Annotated in this window: 10 protein-coding genes and 5 pseudogenes; 7 read left to right on the forward strand and 8 right to left on the reverse strand. The window is 68.8% G+C overall.

All coding sequences use genetic code 11. The features are described 5' to 3' along the window. Positions 1-182: 182 nt before the first annotated feature. A pseudogene (locus RM609_RS34565) lies at positions 183-317 on the forward strand (helix-turn-helix domain-containing protein); the annotation flags it as partial. Between the two features lie 415 nt (positions 318-732). Here the strand turns inward: RM609_RS34565 and RM609_RS31980 are convergent. Continuing rightward, on the reverse strand, positions 733-1,560 hold the full coding sequence (locus RM609_RS31980) for an SDR family oxidoreductase (protein WP_311615749.1): 828 nt from the start codon (positions 1,558-1,560) through the stop codon (positions 733-735). Positions 1,561-1,660: 100 nt separating this feature from the next. On the opposite strand from RM609_RS31980, the gene RM609_RS31985 reads away from it, so the two are divergent. After that, positions 1,661-2,413 carry an NUDIX hydrolase gene (locus tag RM609_RS31985; RefSeq protein ID WP_311615751.1) on the forward strand — a complete coding sequence of 251 codons (753 nt, stop codon included), beginning with the start codon at positions 1,661-1,663 and terminating at the stop codon, positions 2,411-2,413. A gap of 454 nt (positions 2,414-2,867) precedes the next feature. Here the strand turns inward: RM609_RS31985 and RM609_RS31990 are convergent, their stop codons facing one another. After that, positions 2,868-3,485: a TetR/AcrR family transcriptional regulator gene (locus RM609_RS31990; protein ID WP_311615753.1), complete on the reverse strand. Its 618-nt coding sequence runs from the start codon at positions 3,483-3,485 to the stop codon at positions 2,868-2,870. A 123-nt stretch (positions 3,486-3,608) separates the two neighbouring features. On the opposite strand from RM609_RS31990, the gene RM609_RS31995 reads away from it, so the two are divergent. After that, complete coding sequence (locus RM609_RS31995; RefSeq protein ID WP_311615755.1) at positions 3,609-5,060, forward strand: amidase; 1,452 nt, start codon at positions 3,609-3,611, stop codon at positions 5,058-5,060. 468 nt (positions 5,061-5,528) lie between these two features. Here the strand turns inward: RM609_RS31995 and RM609_RS32000 are convergent, their stop codons facing one another. Further along, a complete protein-coding gene (locus tag RM609_RS32000) occupies positions 5,529-6,089 on the reverse strand; it encodes a TetR/AcrR family transcriptional regulator (RefSeq protein ID WP_311615770.1) in 561 nt (186 codons plus the stop codon). Positions 6,090-6,197: 108 nt separating this feature from the next. Here RM609_RS32000 and RM609_RS32005 point away from each other — a divergent pair, with 108 nt between their 5' ends. Next, positions 6,198-6,800, forward strand: coding sequence for a DUF2867 domain-containing protein (locus tag RM609_RS32005; protein WP_311615772.1), 603 nt, complete (start codon positions 6,198-6,200; stop codon positions 6,798-6,800). A gap of 36 nt (positions 6,801-6,836) precedes the next feature. On the opposite strand, the pseudogene RM609_RS32010 reads toward RM609_RS32005, so the two are convergent. The 3 genes and pseudogenes from RM609_RS32010 to RM609_RS34665 all read right to left on the reverse strand — a co-directional run. Beyond that, positions 6,837-7,359, reverse strand: a pseudogene (locus tag RM609_RS32010) (IS5 family transposase); the annotation flags it as partial. Between the two features lie 811 nt (positions 7,360-8,170). Beyond that, positions 8,171-8,722, reverse strand: a complete 552-nt coding sequence (locus tag RM609_RS32015; RefSeq protein WP_311615757.1) for a putative immunity protein — start codon at positions 8,720-8,722, stop codon at positions 8,171-8,173. Between the two features lie 78 nt (positions 8,723-8,800). Next, positions 8,801-9,028: pseudogene (locus RM609_RS34665) on the reverse strand (ATP-binding protein); the annotation flags it as partial. A 166-nt stretch (positions 9,029-9,194) separates the two neighbouring features. On the opposite strand from RM609_RS34665, the pseudogene RM609_RS32025 reads away from it, so the two are divergent. Next, positions 9,195-10,616, forward strand: a pseudogene (locus RM609_RS32025) (NF041680 family putative transposase). 9 nt (positions 10,617-10,625) lie between these two features. On the opposite strand, the gene RM609_RS32030 reads toward RM609_RS32025, so the two are convergent. Next, on the reverse strand, positions 10,626-11,366 hold the full coding sequence (locus tag RM609_RS32030) for an SDR family oxidoreductase (protein ID WP_311615759.1): 741 nt from the start codon (positions 11,364-11,366) through the stop codon (positions 10,626-10,628). Positions 11,367-11,437: 71 nt separating this feature from the next. Between RM609_RS32030 and RM609_RS32035 the strand changes: the two genes are divergently transcribed. Then, positions 11,438-12,364 carry a LysR family transcriptional regulator gene (locus RM609_RS32035; RefSeq protein WP_311615761.1) on the forward strand — a complete coding sequence of 309 codons (927 nt, stop codon included), beginning with the start codon at positions 11,438-11,440 and terminating at the stop codon, positions 12,362-12,364. Between the two features lie 150 nt (positions 12,365-12,514). Further along, a complete protein-coding gene (locus RM609_RS34570; protein WP_369016253.1) occupies positions 12,515-12,844 on the forward strand; it encodes a DUF6191 domain-containing protein in 330 nt (109 codons plus the stop codon). Here RM609_RS34570 and RM609_RS34670 read toward each other — a convergent pair. After that, positions 12,836-13,873: pseudogene (locus tag RM609_RS34670) on the reverse strand (transposase); the annotation flags it as partial. The gene RM609_RS34570 and the pseudogene RM609_RS34670 overlap by 9 nt on opposite strands.

A 13,873-nucleotide genomic window follows, 5' to 3' on the forward strand; every position in this document is an offset into this window, starting at 1 on the left:
GGGTTCGTGACGTGGCAGGGCTCCTGGTCGTTCGGTTGGTGATCTCACTCATCAACGCCCGGACACAGGAGCCCGGTTGATTCCCTATCGTGCCATGCTCGACATGCCGCATGAGGTAGTCGAGTACGTCTCCTTGCCTCATCTACTCCCGAAGGCGTGAACGGCGCTCGCGCTGGCGACGGCTGAGCTGTTTCCAGCAGGCCCTGCTCGTCCTGGCGCACCTGCGCAAGAACGAGACGTTGCAGCAGGTGGGGGCTGGATTCGGCGTGTCGACGGCGACGGTCGGCCGATATGTGACCGAGGCCGTCGACGTCCTGGTCGGCCACGCCCCCACCCTGCTAGACGCGCTGCAAGACCATGATCCAAGCGAGTTCCTCATCCTGGATAGCACCCTGATCAGGACGGACCGAGCGGCCGCCGACGAGCCGTACTACACGAACCCGACCAGCGGGCTGGAACCACACCCGCACACGGGCCCGCTTGACCGCGCCGCTGCCCCTTCCACACCGGCCCTTGGCTCCCCGCATGTGCTGGGAGCAGGAGCGACCGAGGTCCGCAGTAGCCGATTGATCGGACCATCCCGCCCATGCGGGAAACGCGGTCAGCCCCTCGCTCCGAGTACCACCGGGGCCATCCTGGTGCGTCTATGGGGGCGCACCGGAGTCGGTGTGTGTCGATGTCGTGTGAGCTCGCCGACGCGCACCGGTTTCGGCACGTCGTTGGCTGGTGTGCTCATGCCAGTGTGGTGCAGAACTGCCGAGCGCCGCGCAGCGCGGTGCGCAGCTTCCGTTGGGTCCCGCGGCTGTCGAGGCGTACGTCGAGGGCGCCGGGCAGTGTGCTGTCGGCTCGCAGGCCCGTGGGCAGCCGGGAGCCGTCGAGACCGTCCCGCTCGGCGATGAGGACGGCAAGCTCGTGACGGCTCAGGGCGTCGGCCCCTGCGAGATGGTGGATACCGGATGCGTCGCAGGCCGCCAGCTCCAAAAGGGCGGCGGCCAGGTCGGCGACGTGCACCGGGCAGCGGATGTCGTCCGTGAACAGGACGCCGTCGCGAGTGCCGGCGACGAGTTCGTGCACGGCGCGCTCGTGCTCGGAGCGCCCGTATCCGATGATCAGCGACGTGCGGGCGACAACGGCCTGCGGATGCACAGCGAGGACGCCTGTTTCCGCCGCCGCCTTCGCCGCTCCGTAGGGGGTGACGGGGTCAGGGAAGCAGGTCTCGTCGTAGTGCGTTCGTGTGCCTGAGAACACGGCGTCGCTGGATACGTGGACCAGGCGGCTTCCGTACTTGGCCGTGGCTGTAGCGAGCCGGACGGGGCCTTCCGCTGTTACGGCCCAGTCGGCCCTGCCGCTCGAAGCGTTCACGACGAGGTGCGGGCGTACCTCGGCCATGACAGCGTTCAGTCGTCCCGTGTCCCGTAGGTCAAGGGGGTACCACATGGCCTGGGGGGTGGCGCCGGGCCTGGTCGCGTGCGTCGCGGCCGTAGGGTGTCCAGCCGCTGTGGCCTGCTGGATCAGCTCGGTTCCCAGGAATCCGCTGCCGCCAACGATCAGAATCGTCATGGGGCGAAACGGTAGACCGGCCCCGGCAGTACCGGCAGGGATTTGGGCTGTTCGCCGGGCCGTACCGGGCTGGTGGACCTCTCGCCCTACGATGGGCTGGGTGACCGGGACGTCGCCTTCGGGCATGGAGCTTTTCGATGTTCACCGCCTTCGCCTGGTCGAAGGTGAAGCTCCCATGCTGCCTGCGGAGCTTGAAGCGGTGCGGGACCAGGCGTGGGAGACGGCGGTCGCAGCCAATCCGGCGCTGTTCGACGGGCCGGTGGTGGCGTGTGCGGAACTCCAGTGGGAGGAGCCGGACACGTTATTCCTGCGCTGGGCCGCGGTCACGTACCGCCACTATGCCCTGCGCCGGGTCCCTGGCGGTGGGGCGTTGCCGTCGTTGTTCGTGAACGCGATCCAGCCGACGGATGACGGCAGGGTTGTCGTGGCGAGGATGTCGCGCGCGACGGCTGCGCCTGGCCGGTGGCAGCTGCCGGGCGGCTCGGTGGAGCCGCCCCGGGACGGTGGGGCGCTGGATGAGGAGGCCCTGAGCGGGCAGGCGGCGCGGGAGCTGGCCGAGGAAGTCGGGGTGGAGGTCAAGCCGGACGAGCTGCGGCTATGGGCGGCCACTCGGGGCGGGAACTTCAGCGTCGGCCTGACCTACCTCGCTCCGGCCCTGCCGGAGGCCGAGCTGAGCAACAGGTTCGCCGCGGTGGCAGCAGCCGAGCGCGCAGCAGGCCATGAACCAGAGCTCGCTGAGATCGCGTTCGTGGCTTCCCCGCATGAGCTGGCCGGCCTGACGGGGCCGCATGCGGACTATGTGGAGCCACTCGTCCGCCGGTACGCCGAGGCCGTATTGCGGCGCGGCGTCTGACTCGGGTGCGGGTGAGGAAGTCGCGGCCGCGCTGGTCGAGCTCTGCCACGCAGCGCAGGCCACGGGCCCGGAAGCGGGCAAGATCGCCGCGCATGAGGCGAGTGCCCGGTCCTGAGCGTCAAAGGTGCCTCGATCACTCCGTGGGTGCCGTGGAACGGCAGGCAGGGACACCGGTGGCGTCCTGGAATGGTCAGGTGGTTCGCGGCATCAGGTAGCCGGGAGGATGGCGCGGCGCTCGGCGGGACGGGTCAGACGGCGAGTGAGGCGGAAACCTATGCATGGCGAGGCGCCTCGTCCGCGACGGCGTCCAGTGCTCTCCTGAGTGTCACCCGGCGCAGCGGAGTTCCGCTCGCGCTCGTGGCCGTCGTGAAGAGCGGACTCGGCGGCGGGTTACGCGGCGACGGACAGGTGGCTGGTGAGCCGATCGGGTCGGACCCCGGTGCCGGGCCCCGGCTCAGCGTCCGCCGCCCGTCCTGCCTCGGTCCAGGACGCCCTCGACCGCAGTGAGGAGCCGCTCCCCCACACGGTCGACGCTCCCGTTCTGAGCACTGATCTGAGCGCCTTCCATGAGGAAGGTGATCTCCGCGGCGGCCTCGCCGGGGGCCCGCACACCCGCCCTCTCGCACATGCCCGTGAGCCGGCGCAGTTGGGTGGCCTTGTGGTCCTCGATCAGTCGGCGGGCCGGGTGTTCCCGGTCGGGCAGGCCCGCGATGGAGTTGACGAACGGACAGCCCCGTCGCGCGATGTCCGGCAACCCCTCGGCGATGAACCGCGTCACGGCGAGGACCTGGGCGCGGCCGTCGCCGGGGTGCTCGGCCTCCGTCCGGTCGAAGGCGGTCGAGTACCCCGCCGCGACGATTCTCAGCCACTCCTCGATCAGGGCGTCCTTGGTGACGAAGTGCCGGTACAGGGCCATCTTCGTGGTCTTCGCCCGCTCGGCGATGGCCTGGACCCCGACGGCCCGGACGCCCTCGCGCAGGAAGAGCTCCTCGGCGGCGTCGAGGATGCGCTCACGCGGGGGCAGGCGGGCCACTCTCGTGTCCCGGCCGGGCCTTGGGGGGCTGCTCGCCATCTCCGCCTCACTTCGGTCACCGTCGCCGACCTCTCCCCACCGATGCTACGTTACCGACCGACCCCGAACGATACCGATCGGTATCACGCGGGACCGATCGGACCACCGAGAGGACCGAGCGACTTGAAGCTGCATGAATACACCCGGTACGACGCCGTAGGGCTGGCCGGGCTCGTCGCACGAGGAGACGTCACCGCCGCGGAGCTCGCCGCCGCGGCCCAGGACGCGATGGCCGCCGTCAATCCCCACATCAACGCCGTCGTGGAGAGCTGGCCGGCCGAGGACGCTCCGAGCCCGGGCAGCACACCACTCGCCGGCGTCCCGTTCCTCATCAAGGACCTGGCCGTGGCCATGAAGGGCAAGCGCGTCGAACTGGGCAGCCGCCTCGCCGCCGGCAATGTGGCAGCGGCGGACTCCTTCCTCATGCGACGGTTCAGGCGGGCCGGCCTGGTGACGCTGGGCCGTACGGCGACCCCCGAATTCGCTTACAGCACCACCACGGAGCCGGTCCTCCACGGAACGGCCCGCAACCCCTGGGACCTCACCAGGACGCCGGGCGGGTCCAGCGGCGGGTCGGCCGCGGCCGTCGCCGCCGGCATCACCCCCCTCGCCCACGCCACCGACGCGGCGGGCTCGATCCGCGTCCCCGCCGCCAGTACGGGCCTGTTCGGACTCAAACCCACCCGCGGCCGCGTCTCCATGGGCCCGGACGCCGACGAGGTCTTCAACGGCTTGGCCGTGCACGGCGCCCTCAGCCGGACCGTACGCGACAGCGCGACGCTCCTCGACCTGATCCAGGGCCCCGAAAGCGGCGATCCCTACTTCGTGGCACCTCCTCGACGCCCGTACGCCGAGGAGAGCACCCTCGACCCCGGGCGACTGGACATCGGACTGCTCACCACCCCCTGGAACGGACGCGCCGTGGAGCCGGCCGTGCACGAGGCCACCCTCACCGCCGCCCGCCTGCTGGAATCACTCGGCCACCGGGTCGAACCCACCGACGTGAACCTCGGAGTGAGCTGGGAAGAATTCGTCCTCGCCAACGCCCGGCTGTGGACAGCGAACCTGGTGACATGGATCGACGGCTTCGCCGAGGCGTTCGGCCGCCCCGTCGACGAGACGACCGTCGAGCCCGAGATGCTGGCGAGCTACACCTGGGGACGTCGGGTGAGCGGTGCGGAATTCGTGCATGCCCTCGATGTGCGCAACCGGGTCGCCCGGTCGATCGGCGCGTACTTCGACCGTCATGACGTACTGCTGACACCCACCCTTCCCGAACTTCCCGTAGCCATAGGCACCTACCACCACGGCGCGGAGGGGACGGACGGCCGGGGCTGGCTGGAGCACCTGTTCCACAGGTCGCCGTTCACCGCGGCCTTCAACGTCGCCGGCACCCCCGCCATGTCGGTGCCACTGGCGGCCGATCCGGCCACCGGCATGCCCATCGGCATCCAGTTCGCCGCCGGGTACGGGCGCGAGGACGTTCTGTTCCGCCTCGCCGGGCAACTGGAGAGGGCCGCACCATGGGAGCGGCGCACACCCCCCGTCTGGGCCGGCACACTCCCGGCCGCCTGACCAGCCGCCGACGCCGCACGCCTACCGCAGGACGCGGACGTTCCTGAGCCGGACGAGAACAAGGACAACGGAGGCGCGCGGCGGTACCGGCCCATCGGACCGCTACGTGCGTCAAGCACGTCCCGCCTGCCACCGGGCTTCCAGATCGCTCACCTTGTGGCCTCCGACCCCGATGTTCAGCCAGGTCACGGGCCGGTCCGGGTGCCTGAAGTCCCCACTCCCCCGCGACGCGCAGCGGGGACCCGAACCCGAGGCCGGCCTAATACTGCAACGGTGCTTGCTGTGACGGGTGGGTAGGTTGGTCGTTGGTGTGGTTGTGGGTGGGGATCTTGTTGGTGTTGCGTTGTGGGCTGGGGAACTGACCGTTCTGCATGAGCGGTTTCTGCATCGTTACCGAGTCCACCACGTCCCACGCCGACCCAGTGACACCACAGGATCGGCGCCTTGGTACGACTGCGCGGATGGGGGCTATTCCAGCAACCGTTGCCTGATCAGCGCCATCACCTCCGCGCGACTGCGCTTGCCGCTGTCGGCGGCGTGGAGGTGGTTGCCGATGCGCACCGAGACGGCGATCAGGCAGCGGGCCTCGACCTCGTCCTCGTCGGGACAGAAGGAGGAGAACAGTGAACGCAGGTAATCCATACGGCGGTTGTCCACTCGGCGCAGGCGCTCGGCGACGGCCGCGTCGCGGCGGGCCCACTCGCGGATCGCCAGATCGGCGGTGGTGCCCCGCACCGGCCCGTCGGTGGCCGCGGCGACGATGGCGAACAGTCGCTCCAGTCTGGCCCTGGCGTCTCCCCCGCCGCTCTCCACCTGCTCGATCACGCCCTCGGCGACCTCGTATTCCCAAGTGTCGAGCATTTCCGTGAGCAGCGCGTCCCGGTTGCGGAAGTGCCCGTAGAAGCCACCCTTGCTGACGCCGAGTACCTGCGCCAGTACCTCGATCCGGACCGCTTCCGGGCCTCCTGCGACGAGTGCCCGCAGGCCTTCCTCGATCCACTTGCCGCGTGGCGTGCGCGTCGCGCCCATGGTGTGTGCCTCCTCACATCCCCGCCAAGCATACGGGGGCGTATAGATGGCTCCATACTGGGGTCTGTACGCCACCGTATAGACCCCAGTATGGAGAGGGGCCTGCTCATGCGGCTTCCCCGAACCGCCCACACCGACCGCCCCTGGCGGATCCACGAGATCGCCAGCGACTTCACGGTCGAGGACGTGTGGGCACTGCCCACCCCCGGCGGGCCCGACGAACTTGTGTGGCTGGTGCGCCAGATCGCCGAAGGAATCCGTGGCGGGGTGAGCGGAGAAGGCGCCGTCTCCCGCGTGCTCTTCGCCGTCCGCTGGAAGCTCGGGGCGCTGCTCGGCTGGGACAAGTCCGGTGCCGGTATCGGCACCCGGTTGCCCTCCCTGCACGACCGCTTGCCGAAGGACCTTCGGGTGGGCCCCCAGGGCCCAGACCTCGGTTCGTCCCCGTTCACCTCCCTCTATCTGAGGGACGACGAGTGGGCCGCCGAGATGGGCAACAAGACCGTGCACGCAGTAATGCACATCGGCTGGGTCCCGGACGGGTCCGGCGGCTACCGCGGCCAGATGGCCGTCCTGGTGAAGCCGAACGGGTTTTTCGGAACCCTCTATATGGCCGCTATCAAGCCTTTCCGGTACGTCGGGGTATACCCGGCATTGATGCGCTCCATCGCCCGCGAGTGGCAGGCGAACGCCGCCAGGCGGGGCGCGCAGTGACGCGATGCCACTATGGGTCTGTCCTGCGGGACATGGGCGGAGCCAGAGGCGAAGGGCAGCAACAGTCACGGTGCCGTAGAAGACGTACGCCCTCTTGCCGAAGCGGGTGGCTACGGCACGGAAGCCCTTGAGCACGTTGATGGTTCGCTCGACTTCATTGCGGCGCTTGCAGATCGCCTCGTCAAAGCCGGTGGGCCGACCGCCCGCGCTACCGCGGCGTCGGCGATTGGCCCGCTGGTCCTCGCGTTCAGGAATCGTGCACTCAATCTGCCGACGTCGCAGATACCGGCGATTCCGGCGGGACGCGTACGCCTTGTCGCCACCCAAACGATCGGGACGGGTGCGCGGATGACCGTCGGCTGGACGTGAAACACGGATGCGATCAAGGACCGAGATCAGTTGCGGGGCATCGCCCCACTGGCCTGATGTGATAACGAACGCGAGCGGACGTCAGCCGCCCTCACCGGCCAGATGGATCGTGCAGGTCAGCCCGGACGCCTGCGGCGTGCTGATGGGCGCGGCAGGAGGCCGAGTCGACACTGACCATGCTCCAGTCGAGCCCACTCCTGATCTGACAAATCACCCCGCCCCACGCTGGCCGGAGCGATGTGAATGCTGGCTGGTCATGCAACCCACCGGACAGCGCCTAGAAGGCCAGTGAAGATATTGGAAATGGGTCTCTCGGCCAACGGGCCGGGTGGCCCATTTCCAACATCTTCACTGGATTTCTAGGTGCACAGTGGTTCTCGTGCACCCCTAGGGGCTTCTGGGCGCCCCTTACGATGCCGGTGCGCGGGCTGTGGGTGGGGAATGCTGCCAATCGACTCACCCATGTGCCGACACGCACACGCGTTTGGGAGGAATTTCATGAACAGTGTTCGCCGGTCGTGTCGCCTGAGCGCCCATTCCGTCGCTATCCCTGAGGAGAACACTGTCGTGATCCGGACATCACCTGCCGGGCGGGTAGCCGGCACTCTGGTCCTGCTGGGAGTGTTGGTGATCGGCACTGCCGGCCCGGCTGGGGCTGCTGCCAGCCCGGCTCAGGCTCCCACCCCGGCTCAGGTTGCCAACCTTCTGGCATCCCTCCCGCCGACAGCCAAAACTGCCCTCTTGGCGCTCAAGGGCGGCTGTGACGACGCCAAACTCGTCGCCCTCAAAGTAGCAGCGCGCACCGCCCCAGTGATCGGCTCGGCCCTTGAAAAGATCCCTAACTGCGCGGTCCTTCAGAGGCTGGCGAATCGCGTAGGATCGCGCTGATCCGCTTGTTGTGGAGCGGACGGGGGTATGTCACAACACTAGAAATCCAGTGAAGATGTTGAGCTGTTCTGGCCCTGGATCATACGGTGTATTCCAGCATCTTCACTGGTTTTCTAGCCCTCGGCGTGTCGGTGCGTGCGCAGGGATGTGTCCAGGATGGTCATGAGCTGTGCAGTGCGGCTCTTGCCGGTCGGCGCCAGAGGGTATCGGTTGAGGACATCGATCAAAACTGGTGTCGCGCGTTGGCGAGCTTCTTCGATCAGCCGGAGCCCGACGGCGGGATCATCGGCCGCGTTTACTTCGCCGATTCGTGCGGCGCATGCGGCTGCTCTCAGGATGTGTCCCACCTGGGTGGCCTTCGCGATCGGGTGGAGGTAGGCGGCGGAGGCCGCGTCTCCCGCAGCCCGGGCAGCGAGCCGTGCGGCCTCCGTCGGCGCGTCCTTTGCCGCCCGGTGGGCGTCCAGGGAAGTGACGCGCTGAAGTTTCGTTCTCCTGGCGCCTCCCACAAACTCCCGTGCGGCATTAACGGCAGCACGAGGTCGTGGATCGTCAGGTGCAGCCTCCTCGAACACGGGGAGAACATCCTCAGCGCTCGACAGAACGTAGCGCGCAACAACGCGCAGTTCATCCAACGTCAGTTCGAAATCCCCAGATGCGATCGTCACAACCCGGATCCTCCCATCCAGAGGTCACTCGTTGTCAGGGGCGGAGCCGACGAGCCGCCTTTTCCGGGCCGAATCACGTCAGTTGCGGCGCCGCCTGCGCTGGGTCTGGCTGAACCGGTAGGACTCCGTGCCGGTCTCGACGATGTGCGCGTTGAACGTGACGCGGTCGACGATCGCGGTGCAGAGCCGCGGGTCGGTGAAGGTCTGCTTCCACTCGGAGAACGGTGCGTTCGACGCGATCGCGATAGCACGCCGTTCCTCGCGCTCGGTGAAGATCTGGAACAACAGCTTAGCTTGGCGTTTATCTGACGGGGTCGAAACGTTCCTCGAACTGGGCCGCTCACCTGGGCATTCGCCGGATTCGCCGGTGGACTCGACCTGATCATGTGCTCTGACCAGGGACGTACCTGACCAGACCGAGGCCGTGGAGAAGCGTGTGCTGCAGCAGGAAGACCGGCGATAGGCGTTCGCGATGCTGTCACGCTTCCGTGGCGACTTCTACGGCTGCCTGAACGTATGGGGTGACGCGCTGTTCGAGCTCACCGATGCCCTGCTATGTACCGACGGCCTGGTTAGGACATTGGTCGACCTCGCGCTCGCGCCGGAACACCGCCGTGGTCACGGTGCCCTGTGCGGCGCATTGAACAAGGGCCGCCTGGACGTCGACCGGTTGCGGCGGACGATTGCCGAGCTTCCGCTGCCGAAGGCAGCGGAAGGCAGCCTGGTCCTGGCGGTCGACGTCTCGCCTTGGTTGCGGCCGGACGCCGCCACCTGCCCGGACCGCTCCTTTTGCCACACCTACGGCCGGGGTGAGGCCAAACACCAGATGATCCCGGGCTGGCCGTACTCGGTCGTGGCCGCGCTGGAGACCGGCCGCACCTCGTGGACCGCAGTGCTGGATGCGATCCGCCTTTAGCCCGGCGCCGACCTCGCTGCCGTCACCACTGCCCAGCTGCGCGAGGTCGTCGAGCGGCTCATCGCCGCCGGGCAGTGGCACGAGGGAGACCCGGAGATCCTTGTGGTTCTCGACTCCGGGTACGATGCTCCGCGCATCGCGCACCTCTTGGGCGGGCTGCCTGTCGAGGTTCTCGGCCGTCTGCGCTCGGACCGGGTGATGCGCCAGCCGACGCCACCGCGCGTCTACGACCCCAGGGGCGGCCGGCCGCCCAAGCACGGCAGCGAGTTCGTCTTCGGCGACCCGGCCACCTGGGACGACGAGCAGGCCATCACGGTCACTGACACCCGCCTGTACGGGAAGGCCACCGCGCAGGCGTGGGATCGGCTGCACCCGCGGCTGACCCGCCGGGCGGCCTGGAGCGACTACGAGGGGCCACTGCCCATCATCGAGGGCACCGTCATCCGCCTGGTCGTTGAATATCTGCCGTCGGGCGGGGTGAACAAGCCGGTCCGGCTGTGGTGGTCGGGCACCGGCGCCACCATGGCCGATGTCGACCGCTGCTGGCAGTCCTTCCTCCGACGCTTCGACGTCGAGCACACATTTCGACTGTTCAAGCAGACCCTTGGCTGGACGGAAGCCACGACTGCGGAGCCCAAAGGCAGCCGACCGCTGGACCTGGCTGGTGATCGCCGCCCACACTCAGCTCCGGCTCGCCCGTCCGCTCGCCGTTGACCTGCGCCGGCCCTGGGAGAAGCCGACCGAGCCAACAGGCTCACCCCGGCCCGGGTCCGCCGAGGGTTCCGGAACCTCCACGCGAAGACCCCGACTCCAGCGCGTGCACCGCAACCTCCGAGGCCCGGCCCAGGACGCCCTCTCGGCTTGAAGAATCGCCGTCCGGCAACGCGTTACGACGCCGGGCGCGTCCTCGCCACGGGCGAGGCATACACACGCCCCGCCCACCAGAGGAAGGGCACGAAACCACGCCGTACCGGATAACCGACAAGCTCAGGCCACTTGGGCGGTGGCCGCGAGGACCAACTCGCGCAGGGTGACGCGCTGCGGCTGCTGGTACGCAAAGCCGATCGCCGCAGCCACGTCTTCAGGGGCGAGCACCTCGATGGAGTCCTTGAACGCCTGGTATTCGGCCTTCACCGCCTCGTCGGTGGTGTGCGAGAGCAGCTCGGTCTCAACGGCTCCCGGGGCGATGGTGACGACGCGGACCCCGTGGCCCGCGACCTCTTCGCGCAGGCTCTCGGACATGCCGTGCACGGCGAACTTGCTGCCGCTGTAGACCGTGTGGTGGGCGTAGGTCCTGCGTCCTGCGACCGAGCTGACGTTGATCACCGTGCCGCGGCCGCGTTCGATCATGCCGGGCAGGACCGCACGCACCCCATGGAGCAGACCCCGCACATTCACGTCGAACATCCGCTCCCACTCGTCGGCCGGCTGCCTGGCCACCTCGCCCAGCAGCATCACGCCCGCGTTGTTGACGATCAGGTCGGCGGGGCCGTACAACGCCTCGGCCTCCCGCACGGCCCCGGCCACCGCCTCGGCGTCGGTGACATCCACGGACCTGGTAAGAGTGTCGGGGAGGCCGAGCGCCTCGATCCGCACCACCCTGCGGGCCAGCAGCAGGAGGGGGTGGCCGAGTGCGGAGAGGGTACGGGCGGTGGCGGCGCCGATGCCCGAGCTGGCTCCGGTGATGACGGCGAGGGGCTTGGGAGCAGTGTGCGTGTCGGTGTTCATGTCCTCAACCTTGATCGTTCGGCGGACCCCGAACAACAGCCGGTCGCGCAACGATCGATAACCTGACGGTTATGGAACGCCGAGACGTCGAGATCTTCCTGGCCCTCACCGAGGAGCTGCACTTCGGCCGCACCGCGCAGCGCCTGCACGTGTCGCAGGCCCGGGTCAGCCAGACCATCAAGCAACTGGAGCGGCGCATAGGCACAGCACTCTTCGAACGGACCAGCAGGCGCGTGGAGCTGACATTGATCGGGCGCCGCCTCGCGGACGACATACGTCCTGGCTACGAGCTGATCAAGGACGGCGTCCAGCGGGCGGTTGCCGCGGGACGCGGTCTGGCCGAGCCGCTGCGCGTCGGGTTCAGCAGTCCGCTCGCCGGTGAACTCGTGCTGTTCGCCGCCTCCGCATACCGCGAGCGGCACCCGGCCGCCGGTGAGGTCCTGCTCCACGAGACCCCGCTCTCCGACCCCTTCGGCCTGCTGCGCTCGGGCGAACTCGACCTGCTGCTCGCCCAGTTCCCCGTCGCCGAACCCGATCTGGCCACCGGGCCCGTACTGATCTCCGACACCCGCGTGCTGGCCGTCTCCACCCGGCACCCCTTCGCCAAGAGGCCTTCCGTCCGGGTCGACGACCTCGCCGCGGACAAGGTACTCAGCCTCTCGGGGCCCGTACCGGACTACTGGCTCGACCATCTCCTGCCGCGCACGACTCCGGCGGGCCGTCCCATCGAACGCGGTGAGCGGGCGGCGACCCGGCAGGAGCTCCTCGCCCTGGTCGGGGCGGGACGCGGGGTGCATCCGGCCGCCGCGCATGAGGTCAGGTACTACGCCCGGCCGAATATCGCGTACGTCCCTTTCGACGACGCTCCCCCGCTGGAGTACGGCCTGGTGTGGCAGGCCGCAGCGGACACGCACCGCATCCGCGCCTTCGCCGAGGCGGCGGTGGAGACGGTACGGCGGCAGGGCGGTCCGGGCGACGTCTGTGCGGAGTGCCGCTGATCCGGCCCAGGTGAGCGGCCCAGTTCGAGGAACGTTTCGACCCCCTCAGATAAACGCCAAGCTCAGCTTGATTTTTAACCGGCAGCTCTCTGTGGCCCTGGGTGGTCGAGTCGGCCGGAACATGGGTGCGACGGTGGACGTTGTGGGTGCATGGTGCGCTTGCTGACAAGCCCGTTCGTGGTGTTGATCGTTGTGATACCGCTGTTCGTTTTGGCGGCCGTTCAGTATGTGGTCAGGCAGGCCCAGCAGCGGGGGTGGCTGCCTGGCCGTTCTCGGGAACGGGAGCTAGGGAGCCGGGGTGCGGGTGCCACGGCTACGGAGGAACTGCATGCTCTGATCTACCCGAGCAAGCGGGTTCAGCTGGAGCAGCGCCGCATTGAGCTCGTACTGCGGGATGACAAGCAAGAGGGCGCCCCGCGGAGAGCCGGGATCGATCTCGAAGCCGGTGTGGCTCGTCTTGAGCGCCGCCGGTCAGCCTGATTCTCCTGTGCGGCGAGGTTTTGTTCCTGCTTTGTGGTGGGTGGGCCGCTGGTAGGGCTGGCCGGTGGCGAGGACTCTGCCCACGGCGTGGTGGGTGGCCGGGCTCCGGTTCTTCAAGCCTGGTGGTCGGCCTGGCCCGGGCCGGGACGGTTTCGGTGCGCGCGCTGGTGATCCGGCCGTCGGACGCAGGTTTCGAAACCCGCGCCGGACCCGGGCCGGGGTGAGCCGCTCGGGCGGGGCCGGTTTTTCCCACGGGTGCCGCAGGTCCCGGACGAGCGGCCGGGCGAGCCGGAGTTGGGTGTAGGCGGCAATGACCAGCCAGGTCCACCGGTCGGCGGCCTCCGGGCTGCGGAGCTTCGGGGCCGTCCAGCCGAGGGTCTGCTTCCAGAGCCGGAAGGTGTGCTCGACATCGAATCTTCTCAAGAACGCCTGCCAGCAGCGGTCGACGTCGGCCGCGGTGGCGCCGGTCCTGGACCACCACAGCCACAGCGGCTTGGGATCAGCGCCGGAGGGCAGGCGGTCGACTTGGAGGCGGATCAGCGTGCCTTCGATGATGGGGAGTTCGCCGGTGTGCTCGATCCGGGCGGAGCGGGTGGTCAGGCGGGGGTGGATGCGGTCCCGGGCCATCGCGCGTGTGATGCCGTACCGGTCGGTGACCTGCGTCGTGGCCGCGTCCGGCTCACCCCAGGTGTCCGGAAGCGGAACTCCTTGCCGTGCTTCGGCGGTCGCCCGCCCTGGGGATAGGCCAGGGGATACTCCCTGAGCGAGGGCGTCGGCCGTCGCATGACGCGGTCGGAACGCATCCGTCCCAGTACCTCGACCGGGAGGCCGTCGAGGAGGTGGGCCATGCGTGGAGCGTCGTAGCCGGCGTCGAAGACGATGAGGATGTCGCGGTCGCCGACGTGCCAACGGCCCATTTCGATCAGGTCGGTGACCACCCGGCGGAGCTGGGAGGCGGTGGCCTGGGCGCCGTCGTCCTCGGGCCCGCGGCCGCCGGCGCCCCCGAGCCCGCCCCCGGCCGTCCGGCCC

Source organism: Streptomyces hesseae (assembly GCF_031845785.1).
In the GTDB taxonomy this organism is placed as follows: Bacteria; Actinomycetota; Actinomycetes; order Streptomycetales; family Streptomycetaceae; genus Streptomyces; species Streptomyces hesseae.